This window comes from Leptolyngbya sp. FACHB-60 (assembly GCF_014695775.1).
Classification (GTDB): domain Bacteria; phylum Cyanobacteriota; class Cyanobacteriia; order Phormidesmidales; family Phormidesmidaceae; genus Nodosilinea.
The window spans coordinates 182,520-206,613 of record NZ_JACJOX010000049.1; the positions used below are offsets into that span (position 1 = coordinate 182,520).

At 57.9% G+C, this 24,094-nt stretch carries 23 protein-coding genes; 13 read left to right on the forward strand and 10 right to left on the reverse strand.

Annotated features, from left to right (window positions below; genetic code table 11):
- Nucleotides 1–5 precede the first annotated feature (5 nt).
- Together H6F57_RS18645 and H6F57_RS18650 are read right to left on the reverse strand one after the other, a co-directional pair.
- Entirely contained in the window at nucleotides 6–491 is a 486-nt protein-coding gene (locus tag H6F57_RS18645; protein ID WP_190626232.1) for a MerR family transcriptional regulator, read from the reverse strand.
- Between the two features lie 225 nt (nucleotides 492–716).
- Nucleotides 717–974 (reverse strand): MoaD/ThiS family protein, encoded by a 258-nt coding sequence (locus H6F57_RS18650; protein WP_190626233.1) that lies wholly within the window; start codon nucleotides 972–974, stop codon nucleotides 717–719.
- 183 nt (nucleotides 975–1,157) lie between these two features.
- Between H6F57_RS18650 and H6F57_RS18655 the strand changes: the two genes are divergently transcribed.
- Nucleotides 1,158–2,111: a DUF4349 domain-containing protein gene (locus tag H6F57_RS18655; protein ID WP_190626234.1), complete on the forward strand. Its 954-nt coding sequence runs from the start codon at nucleotides 1,158–1,160 to the stop codon at nucleotides 2,109–2,111.
- Between the two features lie 86 nt (nucleotides 2,112–2,197).
- Complete coding sequence (locus H6F57_RS18660) at nucleotides 2,198–3,535, forward strand: FAD-binding monooxygenase (protein ID WP_190626235.1); 1,338 nt, start codon at nucleotides 2,198–2,200, stop codon at nucleotides 3,533–3,535.
- A gap of 20 nt (nucleotides 3,536–3,555) precedes the next feature.
- Here the strand turns inward: H6F57_RS18660 and pheT are convergent, their stop codons facing one another.
- Nucleotides 3,556–5,994, reverse strand: coding sequence for a phenylalanine--tRNA ligase subunit beta (pheT, locus tag H6F57_RS18665; RefSeq protein ID WP_190626236.1), 2,439 nt, complete (start codon nucleotides 5,992–5,994; stop codon nucleotides 3,556–3,558).
- Between the two features lie 387 nt (nucleotides 5,995–6,381).
- On the opposite strand from pheT, the gene H6F57_RS18670 reads away from it, so the two are divergent.
- The gene (locus H6F57_RS18670) at nucleotides 6,382–7,974 is read left to right on the forward strand and encodes a serine/threonine-protein kinase (protein ID WP_190626237.1); all 1,593 of its coding nucleotides are present in this window, start codon (nucleotides 6,382–6,384) and stop codon (nucleotides 7,972–7,974) included.
- Here the strand turns inward: H6F57_RS18670 and H6F57_RS18675 are convergent.
- A complete protein-coding gene (locus tag H6F57_RS18675) occupies nucleotides 7,971–9,161 on the reverse strand; it encodes an AI-2E family transporter (RefSeq protein WP_242024833.1) in 1,191 nt (396 codons plus the stop codon). The genes H6F57_RS18670 and H6F57_RS18675 overlap by 4 nt on opposite strands.
- A gap of 216 nt (nucleotides 9,162–9,377) precedes the next feature.
- On the opposite strand from H6F57_RS18675, the gene H6F57_RS18680 reads away from it, so the two are divergent.
- Both H6F57_RS18680 and H6F57_RS18685 read left to right on the forward strand, forming a co-directional pair.
- Nucleotides 9,378–10,088, forward strand: a complete 711-nt coding sequence (locus H6F57_RS18680; RefSeq protein WP_190626238.1) for a GDSL-type esterase/lipase family protein — start codon at nucleotides 9,378–9,380, stop codon at nucleotides 10,086–10,088.
- Nucleotides 10,089–10,116: 28 nt separating this feature from the next.
- The gene (locus tag H6F57_RS18685; RefSeq protein WP_190626239.1) at nucleotides 10,117–11,535 is read left to right on the forward strand and encodes a DUF2252 domain-containing protein; all 1,419 of its coding nucleotides are present in this window, start codon (nucleotides 10,117–10,119) and stop codon (nucleotides 11,533–11,535) included.
- Nucleotides 11,536–11,539: 4 nt separating this feature from the next.
- Here H6F57_RS18685 and H6F57_RS18690 read toward each other — a convergent pair whose 3' ends face one another.
- Nucleotides 11,540–12,046: a RidA family protein gene (locus H6F57_RS18690; protein ID WP_190626240.1), complete on the reverse strand. Its 507-nt coding sequence runs from the start codon at nucleotides 12,044–12,046 to the stop codon at nucleotides 11,540–11,542.
- A 224-nt stretch (nucleotides 12,047–12,270) separates the two neighbouring features.
- Here H6F57_RS18690 and H6F57_RS18695 point away from each other — a divergent pair, with 224 nt between their 5' ends.
- The 5 genes from H6F57_RS18695 to H6F57_RS18715 all read left to right on the forward strand — a co-directional run bounded on the left by H6F57_RS18695 (nucleotide 12,271) and on the right by H6F57_RS18715 (nucleotide 18,584).
- Nucleotides 12,271–13,251 carry a sugar ABC transporter permease gene (locus tag H6F57_RS18695; protein ID WP_190626241.1) on the forward strand — a complete coding sequence of 327 codons (981 nt, stop codon included), beginning with the start codon at nucleotides 12,271–12,273 and terminating at the stop codon, nucleotides 13,249–13,251.
- A gap of 39 nt (nucleotides 13,252–13,290) precedes the next feature.
- Complete coding sequence (locus H6F57_RS18700; RefSeq protein ID WP_190626242.1) at nucleotides 13,291–14,148, forward strand: carbohydrate ABC transporter permease; 858 nt, start codon at nucleotides 13,291–13,293, stop codon at nucleotides 14,146–14,148.
- Between the two features lie 139 nt (nucleotides 14,149–14,287).
- Entirely contained in the window at nucleotides 14,288–15,391 is a 1,104-nt protein-coding gene (locus H6F57_RS18705; RefSeq protein WP_190626243.1) for an ABC transporter ATP-binding protein, read from the forward strand.
- A gap of 120 nt (nucleotides 15,392–15,511) precedes the next feature.
- Nucleotides 15,512–17,131 (forward strand): diguanylate cyclase, encoded by a 1,620-nt coding sequence (locus H6F57_RS18710; RefSeq protein ID WP_190626244.1) that lies wholly within the window; start codon nucleotides 15,512–15,514, stop codon nucleotides 17,129–17,131.
- Nucleotides 17,132–17,288: 157 nt separating this feature from the next.
- Nucleotides 17,289–18,584, forward strand: coding sequence for an ABC transporter substrate-binding protein (locus tag H6F57_RS18715; RefSeq protein WP_190626245.1), 1,296 nt, complete (start codon nucleotides 17,289–17,291; stop codon nucleotides 18,582–18,584).
- A gap of 209 nt (nucleotides 18,585–18,793) precedes the next feature.
- Here H6F57_RS18715 and H6F57_RS18720 read toward each other — a convergent pair whose 3' ends face one another.
- On the reverse strand, nucleotides 18,794–19,216 hold the full coding sequence (locus H6F57_RS18720) for a thioesterase family protein (RefSeq protein ID WP_190626246.1): 423 nt from the start codon (nucleotides 19,214–19,216) through the stop codon (nucleotides 18,794–18,796).
- Between the two features lie 95 nt (nucleotides 19,217–19,311).
- Here H6F57_RS18720 and H6F57_RS18725 point away from each other — a divergent pair, with 95 nt between their 5' ends.
- The gene (locus H6F57_RS18725) at nucleotides 19,312–19,923 is read left to right on the forward strand and encodes a TetR/AcrR family transcriptional regulator (protein ID WP_190626247.1); all 612 of its coding nucleotides are present in this window, start codon (nucleotides 19,312–19,314) and stop codon (nucleotides 19,921–19,923) included.
- Nucleotides 19,924–20,015: 92 nt separating this feature from the next.
- On the opposite strand, the gene H6F57_RS18730 is transcribed toward H6F57_RS18725, so the two are convergent.
- Nucleotides 20,016–20,558 (reverse strand): Uma2 family endonuclease, encoded by a 543-nt coding sequence (locus H6F57_RS18730; protein ID WP_242024834.1) that lies wholly within the window; start codon nucleotides 20,556–20,558, stop codon nucleotides 20,016–20,018.
- A gap of 59 nt (nucleotides 20,559–20,617) precedes the next feature.
- Complete coding sequence (map, locus tag H6F57_RS18735; protein ID WP_190626249.1) at nucleotides 20,618–21,424, reverse strand: type I methionyl aminopeptidase; 807 nt, start codon at nucleotides 21,422–21,424, stop codon at nucleotides 20,618–20,620.
- Between the two features lie 338 nt (nucleotides 21,425–21,762).
- On the opposite strand from map, the gene H6F57_RS18740 reads away from it, so the two are divergent.
- Together H6F57_RS18740 and H6F57_RS18745 are read left to right on the forward strand one after the other, a co-directional pair.
- The gene (locus H6F57_RS18740) at nucleotides 21,763–21,933 is read left to right on the forward strand and encodes a hypothetical protein (RefSeq protein WP_190626250.1); all 171 of its coding nucleotides are present in this window, start codon (nucleotides 21,763–21,765) and stop codon (nucleotides 21,931–21,933) included.
- A gap of 27 nt (nucleotides 21,934–21,960) precedes the next feature.
- Nucleotides 21,961–22,338 (forward strand): GNAT family N-acetyltransferase, encoded by a 378-nt coding sequence (locus H6F57_RS18745; protein ID WP_190626251.1) that lies wholly within the window; start codon nucleotides 21,961–21,963, stop codon nucleotides 22,336–22,338.
- Here H6F57_RS18745 and H6F57_RS18750 read toward each other — a convergent pair.
- Nucleotides 22,335–23,462 (reverse strand): aldo/keto reductase, encoded by a 1,128-nt coding sequence (locus H6F57_RS18750; RefSeq protein ID WP_190626252.1) that lies wholly within the window; start codon nucleotides 23,460–23,462, stop codon nucleotides 22,335–22,337. The genes H6F57_RS18745 and H6F57_RS18750 overlap by 4 nt on opposite strands.
- 89 nt (nucleotides 23,463–23,551) lie before the next feature.
- Nucleotides 23,552–24,076, reverse strand: coding sequence for a bifunctional nuclease family protein (locus H6F57_RS18755; RefSeq protein WP_190522910.1), 525 nt, complete (start codon nucleotides 24,074–24,076; stop codon nucleotides 23,552–23,554).
- Nucleotides 24,077–24,094: the final 18 nt, after the last annotated feature.

The window sequence follows — 24,094 nt, forward strand, 5'->3', positions numbered from 1 at the left end:
CGGTGCTAGCTGAGGCGCACCTTTTGCCTAAAGTGCTCAAGATCTACCACTTTAGGAGCGGTAGATGTCGCCGTAACACTAGAAAATCCGAAATCTGGCGCGTCCGCCTCGACGAGGGCCAGCACAAACTGACCTATGCAGCTGCACCCATGGCTAACCAAATGAATCACCTGGGGGGAGATAGTTGTACTGGGCTGTACCCAACTGACCCCGTGGCGGTTGATGACCAGGTGCTTGTCACGTAGGGTGCGGCTGACGCCGTGGTCGTCAAAGTACTGTAAAATTTTGCGGATAGTCTGAAACGACAGGTGCTGGCGCAGCCGACTGATAGCGCGAATTTCAAGAATCTGCTCCCAGGAGTAGAACACCTCCAGTCGGGAAGAACCCCCAGACCGCTGGGGTACAATAATTCCTGTTTTTTCGAGATAAGCGAGTCGACCGGGGCTGCTGCGGGCTAAGACAACGGCATGGCGGCGAGAAAACCAGTCCATAGCGGGCGCTCCTACACAAACGCTAGATATGGAGTTAACAAGATCAACTCTACGCTATAGGTATGGAAATATCTGGGGTGCGATGAACATTTCTAGAACTTTTGCGATCCCCTAAAAAACAAAAAAATGGGGATCGCTCACCCTGCCTCGAATGTGGCAACTCTAACGTTATTTGAAGTTTTCTTGGCAAAGCGGTAAGGTTTCGCTAGTTCGCCTGCACTATATCTAGCCGCCACTCACGGGAGGAATCAGCACCACCTCGTCGCCGTCGTGTAAGGGGGTATTGTCAGCTACAAACTGAAGGTTGAGGCCCAGGCGGGTGCGATCGCGCCAAGCCTCCAGCTTGGGATGCTCGGTCAGGGCGCGATCGCGCACCGCCCCCACCGTGGCCCCCTCTGAAAACTGCCACTGTATCTCTGGCTTGCCGTAGGCTTCCTGATAAATAGCAAACAGTTTAACGGTGATGGTGATGGGTTCTGGCACTGGGGGCGATTCTCCTTTGAAGAGGCTGCGCCAACGCTCCTCTGCGTCAACCGTGCGATCCTATCAAGAATTACGGTGCGATCGCCCTTGATCGCTTTACCGGTTTCAGTATCGGTAACTTGGACAATTGCCGCGCTCGTTCAGGCCATAGTTAAGCCATCCGAGTTTGGCTTAGGCGACCCGATGACCCGTTCTGCATTCCTCCGTGTCCATCGTGCTCAGTTTTTAGCGATCGCCCTGGGGGCTGCCTTGATAGGTGGCTGCGCCCAAGCGTCCGACGTTGAGCAGCAAGAAACTCTGTCTGCCGAAATTGGCGCGGTGGCAGGCGATGCTGCGCCGGCTGCCAACCAGGCCTCTCCGGTGGCACAATCTGCGGCCTCTGGCATGGCCAAGACTGGCGAAATCGAGCCTGCCCCAAGCGATATTGGACAGCCTGCGCCTCAGCTGGTGAAGCAGGCCAGCCTGGTGCTGGTGCTGGCCGATGTTGACGCTGCCGTAGACCAGGTGCAAGCCATCCTTCAACGGACTCAGGGAGATATGCTGAGTCTGCAAGATCACCGCTCTCCTGAGGGAACGGCTCAGCAGGTGATCTTGACCCTGCGGGTACCCCAGGCCGAATTAGATTCAGTAATGAACGCCCTTCGTCCCCTGGGAACTGTGCAGCAGCAGTCGCTGACGGCTGAGGATGTGTCGAGCCAGCTGGTAGATCTCGATGCTCGGCTGAAGAATCTGCGCCAGTCTGAAGCCGCCCTGCTGAAAATCATGGAGCGATCGGGCGAAATCTCTCACGTGTTAGAAGTGGCGCGAGAACTCAGCACCGTGCGCGAGTCGATCGAGCGCATGACGGCTCAGCAGCAAAACCTCAAACGGCAAGTGGCCTTTTCACAGATCTACCTAACCCTACAAAGCCCAGTAACCCAAGTCACCCCGCTGCGACCGGTTGGTGAGACCCTAGACAACACCTGGGAATCGGCAACTCAGTCGGTAAAAGCATTCACCGTTAGTGGGCTAAAACTAGGCCTGTGGCTGCTGGCCTTTAGCCCCTATTGGGTGCTAATTGCGGCGACAGGCTACGGCGGCTATCGGCTGTGGCACCATCGCACCACCCAACCCGACGCTGAAGCTGAGAATAGCTAAGCTAAGGGCAGGGGTTCTGACCGCTGCTAGGTCTGTGGCAGTTGGGAGATGTCTGCTAAAACTGTGATCGCTTCTGGACCAATGCTGTGACAGATCAAACTGGGCAAAACGCAATTGTCATTGGCGGCAGCATGGCAGGGTTGCTGACGGCTCGGGTGCTCAGCGATCACTTTGCTCAGGTCACTCTCTTTGAGCGCGATCGGCTGAGAGACCAGCCCGAAGCCCGCTTTGGGCAGCCCCAAGCCAATCATCTCCATGGTTTGTTGGGCCGTGGCTTACAGAGCATGGTTAGCTATTTCCCGACTCTAGTGGATGCTCTTCGCAGCGGTGGGGCGACGGTTACCGATATGGGGCGCACCATGCGCTGGTATTGCGACGGCGGCTATCGCCTGCCCTTTGAATTCGGCCAAGACTGCGTCATCGCTAGCCGACCATTTTTAGAGTGGCAGGTTCGCCAGCAGGTGGTGGCTTTGCCCAATGTCACTGTGCTCGATAGCTGTCGCGTCCATCGGCTGCTGACGAGCGAGGAGGGGCAGCAAATTGCAGGGGTGCAGTTTACTCGTTCAGGCACCGATGCTCAGTCTGAAACCCGGTACGCTGATCTAACTGTGGATGCTACCGGGCGCGGGTCGCGATCGCCCCAGTGGCTAACAGAACTCGGCTATAGTCCCCCGCCCGAAAGCAAGGTGGTCTGCCACACCAGCTACGCCACCCAGGTTTACCGCCGAGCCACCGACGGCCAACCCAGTGACTGGATTTTTATTACCCCCACTGGGCCTCAAGAAAAGCGAGGCGGCGTTGCACTCCCCATCGAAGACGGGCGTTGGATTGTTACCCTCAGCGGTCGCCAGGGTGCTCCCGCCCCCACCGATACAGCGGGCTTTCTCTCCTTTTCTCAAGGCTTGCCAGCCCCAGATATTGCCGTTATTGCCAGCCACTGTGAGCCGCTTTCGGCAGTCTATAACTACAACTTTGCCGCGAGCTTGCGCCACCACTATGAGCAGCTAAAACGCTTTCCGGCGGGGTATCTGGTGCTGGGCGATGCAGTTTGCTGCTTCAACCCGCTCTATGGACAGGGCATGACCACGGCGGCGCTACAGGCAGAGGCGCTAGATGAGCTACTGCACCACCCGGGCGACCCATTACAGGACATTGCGCGTAAATTCTTTAGGCGTGCTGCTGAGCTGATTGACATTCCGTGGCAAACCGCCGTAGCCGAAGACTTTCGCTATCCAGAAACCCAGGGTAAAAAATCCCCAGGCACAACGTTGATTAACGCCTATATCACCTGCGTCAATCGGGCCTCCCACCGTGATCCCTTGATCGGGGCGGCCTTTCTCAAGGTGATGAATATGATGGCACCTCCTACCAGCTTGTTTCAGCCTCAAATTTTGTGGCGAGTGCTGCGATCGCAACACCCGTAACGGCCATACCCAGGCTGAGGCTAACTCCGCAAGGTCACCCCAAACTGTTTTTCTAGGGCGGCGCGCACCTTTTTGTGAACTGGGTCTACAGTTTCATCGGTGAGGGTCTGGTCAGGGGAGCGGTAGACCAGACGAAAGGCCAGGCTGCGCTGCCCCTGAGGGACGCTTTCGCCGCGGTATTCGTCGAATAGGGCAACCGACTCCAGCAATTTACCCCCGGCTTTGGTCATGGTTGTCGTTAGGTCGGCGACAGTGAGCTCTAGCGGAGCGTAAAAAGCCAGGTCGCGATCGCTGGCCGGAAACGTCGAGTACGCCGCAAACTTCACCGACTTTTGCAGCACTGGCACCAGGCAGGTCGCCAGCGCCGACCAGTTGAGCTGAAACACATACACCTCGGCGGGTAGCTGCCGCTGCTGGCGCAGCTGGGGATGGAGCTGGCCAAAGCGGCCCAGCTCTAACCGCCCCCGCACCCACAGCGATGCGGTACGACCGGGGTGAAAACGCGGATCGGTGCTGTCGGCGCGGTAGTCAACCGCTAGACCCAGACGGCTAAAGACGCCGTCGAGAATGCCCTTGGCTTCGTACCAGGTGAGGGGCCGCTCTTGACCACTGGTCACCCACTGGCTCGATCGCCCGTCGCCGCCGACAATGCCGCCCACGGCCTCAGCCTCGTGAATGCCTGCATCATCTTGCCAAAAGATATGGCCGATCTCAAAGCCGTTGAGAGGGCCGTTGCCCTGGTTAAGGTTGAATTCGTAGGCATCGATCAGCCCGTCCACCAAATCCTGTCGCAGGGCTGAATATTCAGGAAAAAGCGGGTTGGCGAGGGTGACCTGGCGATCGCTAATCGGCTTAGTCAGCGAGTAGTGCAGCAGCTCCGTCAGCCCAGCGGCACGAAACGTCTCCCGCAGCCTGCGACGCAGGGCCGCCTCGACCGATAAAAAGCCGCCGATCGCCTTTTGGGGCAGGGTATCGGCAAAGTGGTTGTAGCCGTAGAGGCGTGCCACTTCTTCAATCAAGTCCACCTCGCGCTCCAGGTCACGGTAGCGGTAGGGGGGCACCGTCACGGCCCACACGCCTGCCTCATCGGTCGGGGCTACTTGGCAGCCCAGGGTTTCCAGCAGCTTTTGAATGGTTTCAGGCGGCAGATCCTGGGGCTGATCGCCCAGATTGGTGACTTGACCCAGCAGTTGAGTCACCCGGCTCAGCCGCAGGGTAATCACCCGCTCGGGGATGGCCGCCCCAAGGGAAGTGGTGCCGGTTGCTTGGGCAACGACGGTGGCTCCAGCCAGTTCTTGCAGCAGTTGGAGGGCGCGATCGCAGGCCAGCCCCAGCTCCGCCGGGTTCACACCGCGCTCGTAGCGGGCCGAAGCCTCGGTGCGCAACCCCTGGCTGCGGGCCGACTTGCGAATCGCCGCCGCGTCAAAAAAGGCGGCCTCTAGCATGACCGCTCGGGTGCCGTCGTGCACCTCAGTAGCTTCACTGCCCATCACCCCCGCCAGAGCCACGGGCTGGTCATTGGCAGTAATTAATAGAGTCTCGGGCTGAAGCTGGCGCTTTTGGCTATCCAGGGTTACCAGGGTTTCTCCGGGCTGGGCATAGCGAACGCCGAGGTTGAGGGCGTCCCCAGTGGTCAGTAGGCGATCGCGGTCAAAGGCATGCAGTGGCTGACCCCACTCCAGCAGCACGTAATTCGTGACATCCACCACATTATTAATGGGGCGAGTGCCCGCCGCCACTAGCCGCTGCTGCAACCACTGGGGCGAGGGGCCGAGGGCAATGTTCTCCAACACCGTGCCGATGTAGATCGGGCAGGCCTTTTCGTCCGGTAGGGCGATCGCCGGAGCTGCGATGCTCTTCGCTATTGCAGGTGCTTGGGTAACCGGCAGATGCAGCTCGGCCCCCGTAATCGCCGCCACTTCGCGGGCGATGCCCACCATACTCAGGGCATCGGCCCGGTTGGCGGTCGAGGTGACATCGAGAATCACATCGTCTAAGCCGAGCAGGGGGCGCACGTCCTGTCCCAGCTCCAGGCTCTCAGCCGCAAAAATATGGATGCCCTCAGAATCCTTCGCCAGCCCCAACTCTGCCAGGGAGCAGATCATGCCCGCCGAGGGCACACCGCGCAGCTTGCGGGGCTTGATGGTCAAATCTACCACCGGCAGATAGGTGTCAACAGTAGCCACCGCCACGTAGATGTCAGCTCGCACGTTGGCGGCACCGCACACTATAGTTGAAGCATCGGCCTGGCCAATATCGACCCGGCAGACGCTGAGCTTGTCAGCATCGGGGTGCGGGGTACGCTCTACCACTCGGCCAACCACCACGCCATCGGCCCAAGTGCGTCTATCTTCAATGTCTTCGACCTCAAACCCGGCCATGGTCAGGGCATCGGCTAGCTCTTCGGCGGAAAGCTGGACATTGACGTATTCATTGAGCCAGTTCAGAGATATGCGCATGGTGGGGCTGTCTTGACCGTTAGAAAATCTAGAATGCTGTGGTTTATTGCCCAAACATTCTACCCTGTGGGCATTGCATCTACCCAAGGGTGGCCTAACCGCTCCACTGCAACCCTGGCTCATTACTGAGAGTAGAGGTCAGGAGTTCATCGACTTTTTACATTTCCCTTAGATTTGGGGCGAAAGTATATATCCCTTTGGGTGAATGCTATAACCCCCCTCTGAAACAGGGAACAATTGGGGTAATGTGGCATTACCGAAAGGGGTCAGCCCTCACAACTGTCGCGATCGCGGCCTGGGGGCTGCCCGGTCACTGCCCCGCTGCTGGTTAACTACCGCTTACCGTGGCCTTCGGGCCTCGTCTAGATATCCACCATTCTGGGCCGCATGAGCTACTGCATCAACCCTGATTGTTCTAAGCCTAAGAACCCCCCCACGGTTGACGAATGTCAAACGTGCGGGGCAGAGCTAATGCTGCGGGGCCGCTACCGGATGATTCGGGCCCTGGGCCGCGGTGGCTTTGGGGCAACGTTTCTGGCTCGCGATGAGCTGCTGCCCGGCAAGCCTCCCTGCGTCATCAAGCAGCTGCGTCCCTCCGCCGAAGCGCCCCAGGTGCTCGAGATGGCACGCGATCTATTTAAACGAGAAGCCAAGATCCTAGGGATGATCGGCAACCATCCCCAGCTACCCCGCTTGCTCGACTACTTTGAGAGCGAGCAGGAGTTTTTCCTGGTGCAGGAATATATTAATGGCCTCACCCTACAGCAGGAGGTCAAGCGCGGTGGCCCCTTCACCGAAGCTGGGGTGAAGCAGTTCCTCAGCGAAATTTTGGCGATGGTGCAGTACGTTCACGACAACCACGTCATTCACCGCGACATCAAACCCGCCAATATCATTCGCCGCGACCAGGATAAAAAACTGGTGCTGATCGACTTTGGAGCCGTAAAAGACAAGGTGAATCCGGCTCAGGCGGCTAGCTCTGACCAAACCGCCCTCACTGCCTACGCCATTGGCACCCCTGGCTACGCGCCCCCCGAGCAGATGGCCATGCGCCCCGTCTATGCCAGCGACATCTACGCCCTGGGGGTGACCTGCATTTATTTGCTATCGGCCAAGGCACCTAAGGATCTCAATTACGACCCCAACAACGGAGAACTGCTGTGGCGCGAGCACGTGCACATTAGTGACCACTTTTCTGGCGTGCTGGAAAAGATGCTGGAGATTTCGGTCAAGCATCGTTATCAGAGTGTGGAGGCCGTCCATCGCGACCTAGACCTCGAACCCTACATGGAAAGCCTGGCTCAAAACATGGCATTTCCAACCTCACTGGGGCCGGCTACCAGTGGATATAGCAATGGCCACGGGTCAGTGAGTAGTGCTTTACCTCATCCCGCGATCAGCAACTCAGGGGGAGGGTCCCCGTCTTCTCGTATGGCGGCCGCGATTCGGGCACGGCGGGAGCGATCGTATTCAGGGGCCAAGAGCATGGCTCCCCTGGTGCCGACTCAAAACGGCTCGCCCACGCCGCGGAAAGCCACCCCCGCCGCTGCTGCGCTGTCTTCTGAAGATGTTAAGCAAAAGTACACCAAAGGGCGGCGCGACTTTTCGCTGCAAACCTTCAAGGACCTTGATTTGCAGCGCACCCTGCTGGTCGAAGCTAACTTTAATCAATCAAAGCTGCCCAACGCCAACTTTCAGGGCTCTGATCTCAGTAACGCCAACTTTGGCCGCGCCAACCTGTCCAAAGCAACTTTGCGCAACGCCAAGTTGATCAAGGCCTACTTCCACTATGCCAACCTGGAGGGGGCCGATCTGCGGGGGGCCAACCTAGTCAATGCCTGTCTGTCGAACGCTAACCTGCGGGGGGCTAACCTCTGCGGAGCTGACCTGACGGGAGCGCTAGTTTCTGCCGACCAGCTGGCGTCGGCTCGCACCAACTGGTCTACGGTGATGCCTAACGGCCGCCGGGGCGTCCTTTAGGGCAGCGCTGCCGCCTGGGCCTGGGGTGAGCCTGCGCCTGGGGTGACGGCGGCTTCGGCCTCCGGAGCGATCTCACGGGAGTTGCGCAGCGCCACTAAAGCCTCTTTAATAATCACGGCCGCGGGGACAGCCACAATTACTCCCAGCAGGCCCCCTACCCTCGCCCCCGACAAAATGGCGATAAAGACCCAGAAAGGGTTTAACCCAGTGACGCTGCCCAACACCCGGGGGGCAATGCCGTTTTCGACCAGCTGCTGCACAATCACGGCAGAAATCAGCATGGGGATGGCAATTTTGATATCCCGCAGAGCCACCAGCAGGGTGACGATGATTACCCCGACGGTGCCGCCGAAGGGCACAAGCGCCAGCAGACCCACGGTGAGGCCAAACAGTGAGCCGAAGGGCACGTTTAGCAAGCCAAAAATAATTGTCAGGGCGGTGCCAAAGCAGCTAGCGACAATGAACTGTCCTAAAAAGTAGTTGCGAAAGCTCTGCCGCAGGGTCTCTGAGAAGGGCTGTTGCAGACGGGTCGGTAGCAGCCCTACCACCCCTTCCCACACCTCTTCGCCATGCTGAAGCAGGTAGAAGGTGAGCACTACGGTGAGCACGACGTCGAGCAGCTTGTTGGCGGTAAAGACCGCTACGTTGATGGTAAGGTTGAGGGCTTCCCCAGCGATGGACTGGATCTCGCGCTTAAGGCGATCGCTGGTTTGGGTAATCAGCACATCGAGGTTAATCGGCCAACCCCACTCGGCCATCTTGCCATCGAGCACCATGAGCTGGGTTTTGCCCGAGTCAAACCAGTCGGGCAAGCGCACCACTAGCTGTTGGCCCTGGTCGATGACAAAGGGCAGCACCACAATGGCCAAGCCCGAAAACCCCACCAGGGCCAGCACCAGCACCAGGGTTGAGGCTAAGCCACGCTTGAGGCCGAGGGTCTCAAGGCGACCCATGGGGTAGCTGAGCAAAAACGCCAGCAGACCCGCAATCAGCACCGTGACTAAAATCGAGCGGAAATAGCCAAAGATAACCGCCACCGCCCAGACGTTGAGGACAAGCAGCGGAGTGGCCAGCAGCACTAGCGCTGACTGCGCCATGGGGCTTAGCCCTTCCCACCAGAGAGCTAGCCAGCTTTTGGCGATCGGTTCATTACCATGTGCTGCACCGTACTCCATACGTCTGCTCATGTGGGCCAGGGTCTATCGGGGCGCGGCCGTTGTGGCCATCTACAGCCTAAGTCAAAGCAGCGGGTTTCAAGCTTGGGCGATCGCGCTTTTTTGCCAGTCAGATAAAGGTCTGCCTCTAGCACTAGGCACCTCAAAGGGTAATATGTAAACAATTTAAAACAAATCCCTCCATAGTCCAGTTTGATTGGTTCAGCTTATTCCCTACGTTGATTACTTATGCTGGCTTCCCATCCCGTCCCGACCTCAGGCATTCTTCTCAAGCAGCCCCATCCCCAAAAGGTGCTGGTGCTGGGCGATAGTCTGGTGTATGGCTTTGGCGACCCCGAAGGCGGCGGTTGGGTTGAGCGCCTGCGTCGCTTGACCATGGCCCCAGGCCGTGAGGGGGCTGTGTTCTACAACCTTGGGGTGCGGGGGGATGGGGTCAGCCAGGTGAGACAGCGCCTTGACCATGAGTTTCGCAACCGGGGAGAGCTGCGTAACCGAGTGCCCGACTTGCTGGTGTTGTCGGTGGGGCTCAACGACTCGGCGCGGGTAAGCAATACCCTGGGCCGCAACCGCACCGACTTTGACGAGTTTCAGGAGCATATGGAGGCGCTGCTGGACCAGGCGCGACGGCTGTGCCCGGTGCTGTTTGTCGGCATGACGCCGGTCAACGAGCAGGCCATGCCCTTCTCAGAGGTGTTGTATTACACCCATAGCGACCAGTGGCGCTATCGCGAAGCCACCCGCTTGGCCTGCACTAGCCACAATATTCCCTACCTGGATGTGCTCAACCTGTGGATGGGCCGGGGCGAAGCCTGGTGGCAACCGCTGATTTCTGTGGATGGCCTGCACCCCAACGTGGCCGGTTACCGGGCGCTGTTGCAAGACATTCTCACCTGGGATGCCTTTCAAACCACTGTCGATGTGCCTGTTGGTCAAGCTTAGCTACGCTGCTGTCTCTGGTCTTATTGCTATGGTCGCCGTTAACGAACCAGTGTCCTCAGTCGCTGACACCGATATACCTCAGTCGGTGGCCGATCGCATGGCGGCGGGCAAGGTCTTGCGGCAGCGGGTAAAGCGCTCTGACCTGGGCGAATATCACCCCCCTACCAATCGCCCTGACCCGGTAGACTTGCTGCAGGCCCAGGCGACAACGCGCCTGCAATCGCTGGTGCCGCTGCGCTATGGGCGGATGCTGGCGTCGCCTTTTGCCTTTTTGCGGGGTTCGGCGGCGGTGATGATGGCCGATATTGCCCCAGCGCCGACCACCGGCATTGAGGTGCAGGCCTGTGGCGACATGCATGTGTCTAATTTTGGAGTGTTCGCCTCGGCTGAGCGCAACCTGGTGTTTGCCATCAACGATTTTGACGAAACCTACCCCGGTCCCTGGGAGTGGGATCTGAAGCGCTTGGTGGCCAGCATTGTGGTAGCGGGGCGGTATTTAGGGGGCGATCGCTCCCTTTGCCATAACTCGGTGCGAGCGGCGATCGAATCCTACCGTCAGCACTTGGCCATCTACGCCGACCTGCCTTACCTTGAGCTGTGGTACGACAACATTACTGAAGCCGAGCTGCTCGAAAAACTGCCCGACAGCGCCGAAAAGTATGCCCTGCGAGTTTTGGATAAGGCGCGCGATCGCAACCACCTACAAGTGCTCGACGAAATGACCAACCTGGTGGACGATCGCCACCACATCATCGAGTCGCCGCCGCTGGTGGTGCGAGCCGAGACCCTGAGCGATGGCCCTACGGTAATATCTGCCGTGAAGTCGCTGCTTCAAGACTATTTGGCGTCTCTGAGCGGCGATCGCCGCTTTTTGCTGTCGCGCTACCGGCTGCTGGATGTGGCTCGTAAGGTAGTAGGCGTGGGCAGTGTGGGCACCCGTTGCTGGGTGCTTTATTTAGAGGGCAAGGACGCCAGCGACCCGCTGTTCTTGCAGGTCAAAGAGGCCCCGCCTTCAGTGCTGGCTCCCTACTCCTCGGTGCGGTGTGACCATCGATTGCCCGACCACCATCAGGGGCGACGGGTGGTAATTGGTCAGAAGTTGATTCAGGGGTCTCCCGATATTTTTCTGGGTTGGGGCAGCTTTAACGACACCCATTACTACATCCGCCAACTGCGCGACATGAAAGGCGGATTTAAGCTCGAACCCGACAAGTTTCAGGTGTCGAGACTGCCTGACTACTGCACTCTCTGCGGTTGGGCGTTGGCCCTGGCCCATGCCAAGTCGGGTGATGCCGCCATGCTGGCTGGCTACATCGGCAAAGGCGACGCGCTAGCTGATACCCTGGTTCTCTTTGCCGAAGCCTACGCCGACCAAACTGAGCGTGACTACGATCGCCTGGTGGCCGCCGCCAAACGGGGACAGATTCCCGTTGACTACGAAGATTAAGGGTCTAGTCGAGGCAGCCTTCATCTAGATCTGACCCGTTGATTGGCGGCAGGCCAGAGGGTTGAATCGGGCGACCCAAAATCATGCTCTGGGGTCGCCTGAGCGGTAGCCGCTGGGGTGGGGCTGCTTCGCACAGGGCCTCGACCTCGATCTCGACCAGCATGTCGGGGTGCATGAGGGCCGGAATTTCGACGGTGGTGTTGACCGGCGGGTGGTCGGCGAACAGCTCGTAGTGGGCCTGGGCGACGTCTTCCCAGCGGCTCATATCGGTGATGTAGATGCGGGTGCGCACCACATCGCGGAGGTCGGCATCCAGTTCTGCTAGGGCCTGCTGAATGATCTCAAAGCAGCGCTTGGTTTGGGCGTAGGCGTCGTTGGGGGCAAAGGTGCCCCCTTGTCCATCGCTGGGGGCGGTGCCCGAGACAAAAATCTGCTGGCCTACCCGCAGCGCTCGGCAGTAGCCAACCTGCTCTTCCCACGGGGTGCCCGAAAATGCTCGCTGCCGCGCCATTGCCCTGCCTGAGGTAAAATCAGCCCCAGCATAGCGTTATTCCTGGGTGGTGTCGGGCATTGCACCCCGATGGTGGCCCGGAGCATTTCTGGGATGCCTGCCCTTAACCATTAAGAGCGCTGAAGGTGTTTCAGAATGGGGCATTGACCCTGGGCTACGAACTGGGAATGTCTGGGCCTAGGGCAAGGCAACGTCAAGACTGGCTGACAGCTAACCGCACGTCTATGGTCGTTTTCTCGAAAATAGGAATGGCGGTGCTGGCTATTTTGGTCGGTAGCGGTGGGGTAGTGGCTCTGTTTTATGGAGCGAACGCGCTGGTGGAGCGCTTTGTCCCAAGACGGCTCAAAGGTCGCATTCTGCCTTGGGTTTATTTAGCCCCGGCGCTGCTGCTACTGCTGGCTTACCTGGTCATCCCGACGGTTTTGACAGTGTACGTCAGTCTGCTAGACGCGCGATCGCAGTCCTTCGTCGGTCTCAGTAATTACCTCTCCCTCTTGACCGACCAGGGTATGGGCGAGGCCTTTCGCAACAACATTTTTTGGCTGGTGGGGGTAACAGGGGTCAGCGTCAGCCTGGGGCTGCTGATCGCGGTGCTGGCCGATCGGGTGCGCTACGAGCCATTGCCCAAAACGCTGATCTTTTTGCCCATGGCGATCTCCTTTGTTGGGGCTAGCGTGATTTGGAAATTTATCTACGCCTTTCGCCCAGCAGGAACTGCCCAGATTGGCCTGCTCAACGGGGTGATCACCAGCCTGGGCTTTGAGCCGGTGGGCTGGCTGGTGGAGCGATCGCTCAATAACTTCGCTCTGATCGCCATTATGATTTGGCTGCAAACGGGCTTTTGTATGGTGCTGCTCTCGGCGGCGGTGAAAGGCATTCCCCAGGAGATGATTGAAGCCGCCCGCATCGATGGGGCCAATGAAGTGCAGATTTTTTGGCGCATTGTTGTACCCATGATTCGCTCCACCATTCTGGTGGTCTCAACTACCACCGTGCTGCTGGTGCTCAAGGTATTCGACATTGTGTATGTGATGACGGCGGGCAATCAGGGCACCGAGGTGCTCGCCAGCCGCATGTTTAAGGAGATGTTTAGCTTTCGCCACTACGGCCGGGGCAGCGCGATCGCCGTCATACTGCTGTTCGCTGTCATCCCCATCATGGTTGTCAACATCCGCGAATTCCACCACCCAAACCCCACCCGCTAGCCATCCCCCCTCCCTCACCTTCCCCATCTCCCCTATCTCATGGTCCGCCTCACCTCCTGGCTCACCCGCACCCCCGTCCACCTCGCTCTAGTCACCCTCTCCCTCCTGTGGACTCTCCCTAGCCTGGGTCTGCTGATCAGCTCCCTGCGGCCCCCGTCTGACGTGATCTCCAGCGGCTGGTGGACGGTGTTTCAACATCCCTTCGAGTTCACTCAGTACAGCCTGGAAAACTACCGCGCGGTGCTGGGCGCAGCAGGGATGGGGCAGGCGTTGCTGAACAGCTTTACCATTGCGATTCCGGCGACGGTGATGCCGATCGCGATCGCCACTTTTGCCGCCTATGCCCTGGCCTGGATAGAGTTTCCCGGTCGCCAGTGGCTGTTTTTGGCGATCGTGGCGCTGCTGGTGGTGCCCTTGCAGATGACGTTTATTCCACTGCTGCGGACCTATGGCGATTTGGGACTGACGGGCACCTTTGCCGGGGTGTGGCTGGCCCACACGGGCTACAGTCTGCCCCTGGGCATTTATCTGTTGGGCAACTATATTCAGGCGTTGCCGAGGGATTTAGTTGAAGCGGCGGCGGTGGATGGGGCAACCCACTGGGCAATTTTTACGCGGCTGATTGTGCCGCTGTCGATGCCTGCAATCGCCTCCTTTGCGGTGTTCCAGTTTCTCTGGGTCTGGAATGATCTGCTGGTGGCGCTGGTATTTTTGGGTGGCACGCCCACCGTCGCACCCCTGACGATTACTCTGACGAACCTAGTCGGCTCGCGGGGGCAAGACTGGCACCTGCTCACTGCCGGAGCGTTTGTCACCATGACGGTGCCGCTGCTGGTGTTTTTTGCCCTCCAGAGATACTTTGTGCGGGGGCTGCTGGCGGGGTCGGTGAAGGGGTAGATGGGTGGATGGGTGGGAGGGTAAGCAGGTAGGCGAGTAGATGAGCCTAAAAACTTCACCCCCTTACTCTTTTCCCTCACCCATCCACCCTCCTACCCATCCACCCTCCCACTCATCCACCCATCCACTCCCCCACCCTATGGCCTCGGTCACTTTCAAGTCTGTTACTAAGCGCTACGGCGAGTTTGTGGCCCTGCGCGAGCTGGATATTAAGATTGGCGATCGCGAGTTTCTCGTCTTTGTCGGCCCCTCGGGCTGCGGCAAAACCACTACCCTGCGGCTGCTGGCGGGGTTAGACAGCGTGACTGCGGGGGATATCTACATTGGCGATCGCCGGGTGAATGAGCTGGCTAGCCGCGATCGCGACATTGCCATGGTGTTTCAGTCCTACGCGCTGTACCCCCACATGACGGTGTACGACAATATGGCCTTTAGCCTGGAGCTTCAGGGTTTGGGCAAGGGCGACATTCAGCAGCGAGTGCAGCGGGCGGCCCAGCAGATGGGGCTGGAAGATTTGCTCCACCGCAAGCCTAAGGAACTCTCAGGGGGGCAGCGGCAGCGAGTGGCGGTGTGTCGGGCGATCGTCCGCAACCCGGCGGTGTTTTTAATGGATGAACCCCTCTCTAACCTCGATGCCCAACTGCGAGTGCAGGCCCGCACCGAGATCAGCCGCCTGCACCGCGAGCTAGAGAGCACATTCATCTATGTCACCCATGACCAGGTCGAGGCTATGACCATGGGCACCCGCATCGCCATTTTGAACCAGGGCGTCTTGCAGCAGATCGACACCCCTCAGGCAATCTACAGCACGCCCAAAAACAAGTTTGTGGCCGGTTTTATCGGCAGCCCCGCGATGAATTTTTTCGACGGCGCACTGGTGCAAATGGTCGATCAGCTTTGGTTCAAATCCGATGCGCTGAGTTTGCCTCTACCACCGACAATCCCGGCCCATTGCCAGCGCTACGTCGGCCAGCGAGTGACCTGCGGCCTTCGCCCCGAAGATATTCACGATGCCCGCTACCTGCCCCCTGGCATGGTCACCGCTCCCCTCAAAGGCACGATTACCCACACAGAAAGCATGGGCCATGAGGTGATTGTCTATCTCACTTTAGGCGACGGACAGAGCTGTGCGGCCAGGGTCGATCGGCGCTCAACTCTAGCCCTGGGCGACAGGGTTGAACTCGCTGTGAACACCACCGTCCTACACCTGTTCAATCCCTACACTGGAGAGGCGATAAGTTAACCCCTTGGATGGGCATGTTTAGGTACGGCTTTTGTTACCTTAACTAAGAACAACGCTGAGCAGGGAATAATTCGACTCTGGCACCTGTTCTGCTCACTCCACCACCAGAGGATTTTCTCTATGGCAAAGGTGCCTAGAGGTAAAGGACAGTCTCCCCGCTTTTGGAACGAGATTACTCCAGAGTCATCGGAGTTGCACCTCTCCCCGACGGCGTGGCGGCATGAGGAGACCGTGAATAGGCAGATTCAAGTTTATGCCCAGCTGCATTTGCTGCAGCAGATAGTGGATTCGATGCCCGCCTGCGTTTCTTACGTAGACAAAAATCTCTGCTATCAATACGTCAATGCCACGTATCAAGAATGGTTTGGCATCAAGTCAGAGGATCTCTATGGCCGCTCTGTGGAGACCATTATTGGCACTGCCGCCTACGAAAAGGCCAAGCCCAATATTGATCGGGTTTTGGCGGGCGAAAAGGTGATCTATGAAGCCACCCTGCACTATGCTCTGGCAGGGAAGCGCCACGTGCAGGGTACTTTGGTGCCTGACTACGATATTGAGGGTGCGGTGAAAGGCTACTTTGCGCTGGTGCAAGACCTGAGCGCTCGCAAGGAGGCAGAACTCGCCCTTCAGCGCAAAGTCGAGCAAGATCACACGCTCTGGCAAATTACCCAACGCGTTCGCCAAACCCTTGACCTGCAAGAGATCTTGGCCACTGCCACTGAGGAGGTGCAGCGTTATCTGCACGTCGATCGCACCCTGATTTTTCAGTTCATCTCAGGTGATGGCGGCGAGGTAATTCAGGTCACGGCTCAAGCCGACTGCCCTATGGCCGTCGATACCCACCAGTGGCAGGAGCAAGGGCTACGGTCAACCTGCTATCAATACTACAGTCAGGGCACCGTGAGCACCGTCGCCGACCTAGCCTGCCAGGATGCCGATCTCTGTCTCAGCCCCTGGATGCGGGCGATCGCGGCCAAGTCGGCCATTATTGCCCCGGTGCTACAGGCGCAAGACGAAGGAGAAAACCGTCTCTGGGGTTTTTTGATCGCTCAGACGTGCAACGACTATCGCCAGTGGAGTACGGGAGAAGTCGAGCTGCTGGAGCAGGTGGCCGATCAGCTGGCGATCGCCGTGCAGCAGGCCAACCTATTGGCGTCATTGCAGTGCCAAGCTGAACGACTGGCCGAGACTAACCATGCCTTAGAGCGGGCTAACCAACGCCTCAATGAACTGAGTCGCCAAGATGCCCTGACTAAAATCGCCAACCGTCGCCATTTTGATGCTGTTCTCCGGCAGGAGTGGAAGCGCATGAGCCGCAGCCAGTTACCCCTTTCACTAATCATGTTTGACGTTGACCATTTCAAGCAATTCAATGATCACCATGGGCACCCAGCTGGGGATATCTGCCTGACCACCGTCGCCCAAACCAGCCAGCAGGTGGTCAATCGCCCTACCGATTTAGTCGCTCGCTACGGAGGTGAGGAGTTTGCCGTCGTCTTGCCCCATACCGACCTGGCGGGGGCGCTCACCATTGCCGAAACCCTTCGCCACAGCATCTGCGCTCTCAACATCGTGAATTTTGAAACGGCAACCGAGACGGTCTATGTCACCGTCAGCGTCGGAGTGGCCTGCCAGATTCCTGCCGTCGGCACGTCGCCCCAACGTCTGATCGACAGTGCTGACCAGGCGCTCTACCAAGCCAAGCAAACCGGACGCAACCGCGTAGTCTGTGGGGAATAAAGTATTCTTTTCGCAAGGCTGGCACAGTAGAGTAACCTGGTTTTCTAGAATTGCTGTGGTCTAAGACAAGTCCACAGAACTCTTTCCCGCCCTATTTAGGCTTTGGCTCTGGGGTAAGGGCAGGGCCATTCATGCCAACTGATCTCAGGCCAGCACCATGAAAAAACTTCCCCAGTTTGTCGGGCTTACTCTCACCGTTAGCGTTTTGATGTTGGGTTGCAGGTCGCAGTCAAACGCCCCCCAAACTACCGAAGTTCGCTCCGGCGATACGATCACCATTCTAGGCACCCTGACCGGCGTGGGCGAAGACAAGCTGCGGGCCGCTATGGCTCCCTTTACCGCCGCCACCGGGATTGAAATCATCTACGAGGGCAGCGACGCCTTTACTACTCTGGTGTCGGTGCGAGTCGACTCGGGCAATCCGCCAGATATGGCCCTGTTCCCCCAGCCGGGGCTGATGATGGATTTTGCTGAGGCCGGGCAGATGGTGCCCCTGACCGACTTTATCGATCGCCCTACCCTGAGCGACGCCTACGACGAGTATCTGCTGAACCTGGTCAGCTTAGAGAACGATGTCTACGGCCTGTGGATGCGGGCCGACGTGAAAAGCCTGGTGTGGTACAACCCGCAAGCCTTTGAGGCCAAAGGCTACATCGTGCCAGAGACTTGGGCGGAGATGGAAGCGCTGAGCGATCGCATGAGCGCTGACGGCAGCAAACCCTGGTGCATGGGTATGGAAAGCGGCCAGGCCACCGGTTGGGTTGGCACCGACTGGGTTGAAGATATTTTGCTGCGCCAGGCGGGGCCAGCGGTGTATGACCAGTGGGTCAGCCATGAGATTCCCTTTGCTGACCCGCAGGTAAAGGCAGCGTTTGAAGGCTTTGGGGCGATCGCCCTCAACCCCGATGCGGTGCTGGGCGGCACCACCGGCATTCTCAGCACCCCCTTTGGGGAGGCCCCACTGCCCCTATTTGCCAACCCACCAGGCTGCTACCTGCATCACCAGGCCAGCTTTATTGTCGAATTTTTGCCCGAAACCATCGAACCCGGCGTCAACCTCAGCGTATTTCCGCTGCCGCCAATGGACCCAGCCCAGGGCGATGCGGTGATTTTGGGCGGCATTGTCTTTGGCGTATTTAACGACACGCCAGCGGTGCGCGCCCTGATGGCCTATCTAGCCACTCCCGAACCCCACGCGATCTGGGCCGGGCTGGGCAGCTACATCTCGCCGCACCAGCAGGTGAGCCTCGACGCTTACCCCGATGACCTCACCCGCAAACAGGCCGAGATTTTGCGCGATGCCGATGTGCTGCGCTTCGACGGTGCTGATTTGATGCCGGGCGCGATCGGTACGGGCGCATTTTGGTCGGGCATTGTTGACTATGTCGATGGCCAGGATTTAGACACCGTTCTCAGTGACATTGACGCCGCCTGGCCCCCAGAATCTGAGTAGGGGCGCATAGCGTGCGCCTGCCGAGGAATTTGGTTTTCCCTCAGGGGTTGCTGACTAACAATATGATTTGAGAGCGCAAACCCCCATGCCAGAATGCTGGCCGGCGTCGGCAAACTGCTCAAAAACACCCCGGTCATGGATGGGTCAGCCCGCACTAAGGGTGCCGTAGCCCCGAGTGAGATAGGGAAGCTAAATTGATGTGCCAAGACTTAGACTTCCGCCGCCACAGTTAAATAGGCAGAAAACAAAGCTCTTTCTTCCGATGAAAGGCGTTTGGGACGCATGGTTTTGACGTCTACAAATAAGCCCTTTTGCATGCCCTCAGCGGCCAGCACCTGGTCACCGTTGTAAAACCGAAACTGCATGACCGCTGAGGCATTGCGCAGCTCAGACAGCCACATCTGAGCCTGAACGCGATCGCCCAAATACAGCGGCAATTTATAAATAATGTTGGTTTGAGTTAAAACGGGCGCAATTCCCTGTTTGAGCACCTCATGGATCGGCATGCCAATGGCTTCTAGTAGCTTGAGGCGACCAATTTCCATCCAGTGAATATAGACAGAGTTATTCACATGGCCAGCGAAGTCAATTTGATAGGTATAAACCTCAAGATCAAACAGAAGTTTGTGCATAGTTTGCGCTCAGCCAGAAAATGATCGACCTAAGTCACCGCCCAGTGACACGGTATCATGGTCACCGAGTGGTGACAAGCTGACGAGAGGACTTTATGGCGCGCGACAAAGAAGAAACTAAGGCCCGCATTCTAACCGCCGTCGGCAAGCTCTTGGCCGAATCGGGCTTTAAGAGCTTAGGGGTAAATGCGATCGCCCGCGAGGCTGGAGTCGATAAAGTCTTGATTTATCGCTATTTTGAAGGGCTACCGCGCTTGCTCCAGTGTTTTGCCCAGGAGGGAGAATATTGGCCTACGGTGAATGAGCTAGTTGGGGATGAGTCTGCGGTAAACGCTGAAACCCTAGCCGATTGGATGGCTTATCTACTGTCAAGATTTACAGACAATTTGCAAGAGCGCCCCATGACCCAAGAAATTCTGCGGTGGGAGCTGCTAGAAGGCAATGAGCTAACCCGCGAACTCGCCAATGTGCGCGACCGATTTGCCCTAGACAGCCTGAAATTTCTTGAGGCTAAAGGCTCGTTTCCCTCAGACAAAGATATTCCGGCCATCAGTGCTGTTTTGGTGGCCGGGGTAGTTTATTTAATGCTGCGCACTAAATCTAGCAGCACGTTTATGGGTATCGACTTTAGCTCGCCCGATGGCTGGCAGCGCATCGAAGCCGCCCTCAACTCTATTGTTCAACTAACGGTTGAAGGCAAACCCTAAAGTCCATTGGCGAGTGTTGACTGGGCCTTCGTCAAGCTTTGATTTGTAGGTTGGGGTAAGCGCTAGCAGAAACCAACAAAGCTAACTGACAGTTAAACAAAGGGCAGCACTACGCCCTCGTAAATATGCTCGATAGGGCAAGCAACCCCAATGCTATCGAAGGAAATACGGTCTCCAGCTTGATAGGGGTAATATAACCACAGCCGCCCCTCACCGCGGCGATAGATCTCTACTGTCATTGCTGCAGAGTCAATCAACCCATACTCTTGCAGACTGGGTAGCGTGCGATATTCCTCAAACTTTTTGCCCCGATCCAACGCCTCTGTGCCAGGAGATAATACCTCTACAACTAAGCTCGGATATTGAATCGCATCTACAGCTTGAATATCGCGGCGATCGCAGCTCACCACTAAGTCAGGGTAACGGTAGATATTGGCCGTAATTTTGACCTTGGCGTCAGCGACATTGCCTCGACAGCCCCGTTGTTTCAGGTGCGGTCTAAACAGGGTATAGAGGTTGAGAGCGATGTCGTTATGGGGCAGAGCCCCCCCCGTCATCGCTACAACTTCGCCGTTGACGTATTCGTAGCGCCGATCTTGGGAGGGCTCCCAGGTCAGGTAAGCCTCTACGGTCATTGCAAAAGAATGACTTGATACAACCATGACGTTGCCCTAAAACCGGCAAATTTAATTTGCTAAGCCAGCACCTTGGCGGGCGAAAGCGTCAGCACATCTACCCCATCTTTGGTCACTGCGACGGTGTGCTCAAACTGGGCCGAGAGGGAGCGATCGACGGTGATTGCCGTCCAGCCGTCAACGAGCACTTCAGCCTCGTAGCTGCCAATATTGATCATCGGTTCGATGGTAAAGACCATGCCGGGGCGCAGCTTTTTGCCCTTGCCCTTTTCGCCGTAGTGGGGAATCTGCGGTGCGGCGTGGAAAATGCGGTGGACGCCGTGGCCCACAAAGTCGCGCACTACTGAGAAGCCTTCGGCCTCAGCGTATTCTTGAATGGCAGCACCAATGTCACCCACCCGAGCACCGGGCTTGACCGCGCGAATGCCGCGCCACATGGCTTCTTCGGTGACTTCAACCAGACGGCGGGCAGTGGGGGAAGGCTCACCCACAAAAAAGGTGCGAGAGGTGTCGCCGTGGTAGCCGTCCAGAATGGGGGTGACGTCGATATTGATAATGTCGCCGTCGCGCAGCACATCTTCGCCGTTGGGAATGCCGTGGCAAATAACTTCGTTGATGCTGGTGCAGATCGAACGAGGGAAGGGCATCACCGTACCGGCATAGCCCAAGGGAGCGCTTTTCGCGCCGTGCTTTTGGGTCCAGGTTTCGGCCAAGTCGTTGAGTTCTTGGGTGCTAACGCCGGGCTTAACGTGGGGAGTCAGGTAGTCGAGCAGCTGAGCGGCGAGCTGGCAGGCTTTGCGCATTTTTTCTAGCTCGCGGCTAGAAAGGAGAGTAATGACTTCGGAGGGTTGCTTTTGTTCTTCCACGGTATCTTTGGCTCTGGGTGAATGGCTGGGGGGTGAGTGCCTTAGCTATAGAGTAGGCATTTTCTCGGCGATAGGAACATTGAGGGTCTAAACTGACCGCTCTTTCCCAGCAGTAATTCCCTGGGTGATGATGCCAAAAATGCCATCTTGTTAGTATAGCAACCGACGTTCTACTGCTCATGGTTTGCTAAGTGCTTGCGCATCTTAATGCAGGCTATTTTTTGACCAGAGGCAGGTCGATGCTTACCCTGCTCGATGACGTTGAATCCCTGTTATAGCGATGGGTTATTCATCGTTACCCTCGCGGGTTATGGCGGTGGTGCGCTCTGCATTGCACAATGGTGCTCACTAAAGCCTATTTCTTGGACAGCGAGGATGGTTGGCTTATGCCTTACCAGGTGCGCCCTGCAACCTTAGATGATCTGCCCAGTCTTACCGCCCTGCTAGAACTGTACATGCAGGAGACCTTTCAGCGCCCTTGGGGTGGCACTCCTCAAAGGCTTGCTTAGGACGGGTTTGGGGCTGAGTTTGAGCTAATGGTGGCGGAGACAGAATCGCTAACGCCGATCGCATTTGCCGCCTGGGGCTCTCACTATGACCTGCACCACAGCATAAAGGGTGGCGTGATCATCGATTTGTTTGTCGATCGGGGGCACCGCGGCCGGGGGGTGGCGGCGCAGCTGATGATTGCGATCGCGGCTCAGGTTCAGCAGCGAGGCGGTGAATATATTACCGGTGGAGCCGTCAATAACCCTAGCGCTCAACGGTTTTATCGGCGCTGTGCCCACAGCTTTCCAGCAGTTGAATGCTACGTGTCAGGCCGCGCGTTTCGGCGGTTGGCAGAACTGTCGGGCCAGCCCCTAGGCGAAATAGTGAAAAACTTACCGGAAGTCTCCTGGAACTATGACCCCTAGTCGCCCCAGAGGCGGCGGCGGGTGGGGCCTTGGAGGCGATCGTGGGTGTCGCGCAGCAGGGTAGGAATATCCAGCTTTTCGGGGCAGCGGGGCAGGCAGTCGCCGCAGTCGGTGCAGCGGTTGGCCTTGCGACCGGGGAACCAGTGGCCCGCGTTCTCAAACATGCGGTAGCGGTAGGTGCCAAAGGCCTGCATGTCGTAGGCCACTGCCAAATTCCTGAGTCGCAGCACTTCTGGAATATTAATGGCTTCGGGGCAGGGGAGGCAGTCGTAGCACTGAGCGCAGCGATCGCTCCCCAAGGCAGCAGATTCCTGCGCCGAAAGTCGTTCGAGAGCGGTAAGTTCTGCGGTGGTGAGGGGATGGGTGCGATCGCCCAAGCTTTCTAAAGCGGCGAGTTCGGCAGGGATGGCGGGGCCGGTGCTGAGGGTGGTGATGCGCGGGTCGGCCAGCAGCCAGCGATAGGTCAGCTCCAGTGGGGTAAACGGCGCGCAGAGTTCCTCAAGCTGGGCGGGCGGGGTGTAGAGCATGCCGCCCTTGTCGCCGGGGGAGATGATGAAGATGCCCATATCTCGCTCAGTAGCGAGGTCGAGGACAGAGGCGTGGCGCTTAAAGAAATAGTAGTAGTGCAGGTTGACGAAATCAAACTGGTCAGTGGCGATCGCCCCCTCGATCACCTCCTGACTGCCGTGGGTCGAAAACCCCACGTGGCCAATGCGGCCCTCGGCCTGAAAGCGCCGCACCGCCGCCATGCAGCCCTGGGGATCGCTCACCCAGGCCAGGTGCTCAGGCGTGTTGAGACCGTGGATGGCGAGACAGTGAATCTGGGTCAGCCCCAACCGTTCTAGGGATTCCTCAAGGCGCTGAGTCATCGTGGCGGCATCGGGCTGGGGCGTAACTTTGGTGGTGATTACCAAGTTGTCTGGCACCGCCGCCGTTTTGAGAAAGGCCCCTAACCAGCGCTCGCTAGTGCCATAGGCCTGGGCAGTTTCGATGTGGTTGATGCCCAGCGCCAGCCCAGCGGTCAGGGTGTCGCGAAACACGGCCTCAGACGCCAGAGCGCGCATGGTGCCGAGGGACAGCACTGAAAGCTTAAGGTTGGTGCGACCGAACCGCCGATAGTCCATGGATGGGAAGGGTTAAGGGTGCAGGGTATAGGGTTTAAGGGGTGGCCATAAACCCTGAACCTTGTACCTTATACCCTAAACCCCATGCCCTACGAGTCAGAGCTTTCCAGCGTGTCGTTGCTGGTGGAGGACTTGCCCCGGTGGGTGAAGTCGGAGGGGTTGATGTTGGCCAAAAAAGCCTGGAATGCCTTCTTCTCAGCCTCATCGGCATCGGTGTCGACGGGGATAGAGGCCTCGGCAACGACTTCTTCCATCACCCAAATGGGGGCGTCGAGGCGCAGGGCGATCGCGATCGCATCGCTGGGGCGCGAGTCTAGCTCACGGCGAATTTCGCCCTTGGAGAGGGTGAGCAGGGCAAAGTAGGTGTTGTCTTGCAGGGAGTGGATGACCACGCGCTCCAGGGTCATATCCCACTCGTCGAGCAGGTTGACGAACAGGTCATGGGTGAGGGGACGGGGGGCGGGCTGGTTTTCAAGCACCGCGATGATGGAATTGGCCTGCTCGCGGCTGATGTAGATTGGAACCTGACGGCGATCGGTGGTGTCTCGCAGCAAAATTACCGGAGTTCGCGACATCGCATCTAGGGCAATCCCGGCGACTCTCATTTCAATCATTGGTTTGGCCTCTTGGAT

Bases quoted from the DNA above. Each gene is read 5' to 3' on its own strand.
- H6F57_RS18645 (WP_190626232.1), bottom strand. From the start codon at position 491: ATGGACTGGTTTTCTCGCCGCCATGCCGTTGTCTTAGCCCGCAGCAGC.
- H6F57_RS18655 (WP_190626234.1), top strand. From the start codon at position 1,158: ATGACCCGTTCTGCATTCCTCCGTGTCCATCGTGCTCAGTTTTTAGCG.
- pheT (WP_190626236.1), bottom strand. From the start codon at position 5,994: ATGCGCATATCTCTGAACTGGCTCAATGAATACGTCAATGTCCAGCTT.
- H6F57_RS18670 (WP_190626237.1), top strand. From the start codon at position 6,382: ATGAGCTACTGCATCAACCCTGATTGTTCTAAGCCTAAGAACCCCCCC.
- H6F57_RS18675 (WP_242024833.1), bottom strand. From the start codon at position 9,161: ATGAGCAGACGTATGGAGTACGGTGCAGCACATGGTAATGAACCGATC.
- H6F57_RS18680 (WP_190626238.1), top strand. From the start codon at position 9,378: ATGCTGGCTTCCCATCCCGTCCCGACCTCAGGCATTCTTCTCAAGCAG.
- H6F57_RS18685 (WP_190626239.1), top strand. From the start codon at position 10,117: ATGGTCGCCGTTAACGAACCAGTGTCCTCAGTCGCTGACACCGATATA.
- H6F57_RS18690 (WP_190626240.1), bottom strand. From the start codon at position 12,046: ATGGCGCGGCAGCGAGCATTTTCGGGCACCCCGTGGGAAGAGCAGGTT.
- H6F57_RS18695 (WP_190626241.1), top strand. From the start codon at position 12,271: ATGGTCGTTTTCTCGAAAATAGGAATGGCGGTGCTGGCTATTTTGGTC.
- H6F57_RS18700 (WP_190626242.1), top strand. From the start codon at position 13,291: ATGGTCCGCCTCACCTCCTGGCTCACCCGCACCCCCGTCCACCTCGCT.
- H6F57_RS18705 (WP_190626243.1), top strand. From the start codon at position 14,288: ATGGCCTCGGTCACTTTCAAGTCTGTTACTAAGCGCTACGGCGAGTTT.
- H6F57_RS18710 (WP_190626244.1), top strand. From the start codon at position 15,512: ATGGCAAAGGTGCCTAGAGGTAAAGGACAGTCTCCCCGCTTTTGGAAC.
- H6F57_RS18715 (WP_190626245.1), top strand. From the start codon at position 17,289: ATGAAAAAACTTCCCCAGTTTGTCGGGCTTACTCTCACCGTTAGCGTT.
- H6F57_RS18720 (WP_190626246.1), bottom strand. From the start codon at position 19,216: ATGCACAAACTTCTGTTTGATCTTGAGGTTTATACCTATCAAATTGAC.
- H6F57_RS18725 (WP_190626247.1), top strand. From the start codon at position 19,312: ATGGCGCGCGACAAAGAAGAAACTAAGGCCCGCATTCTAACCGCCGTC.
- H6F57_RS18730 (WP_242024834.1), bottom strand. From the start codon at position 20,558: ATGACCGTAGAGGCTTACCTGACCTGGGAGCCCTCCCAAGATCGGCGC.
- H6F57_RS18740 (WP_190626250.1), top strand. From the start codon at position 21,763: ATGGTGCTCACTAAAGCCTATTTCTTGGACAGCGAGGATGGTTGGCTT.
- H6F57_RS18745 (WP_190626251.1), top strand. From the start codon at position 21,961: ATGGTGGCGGAGACAGAATCGCTAACGCCGATCGCATTTGCCGCCTGG.
- H6F57_RS18750 (WP_190626252.1), bottom strand. From the start codon at position 23,462: ATGGACTATCGGCGGTTCGGTCGCACCAACCTTAAGCTTTCAGTGCTG.
- H6F57_RS18755 (WP_190522910.1), bottom strand. From the start codon at position 24,076: ATGATTGAAATGAGAGTCGCCGGGATTGCCCTAGATGCGATGTCGCGA.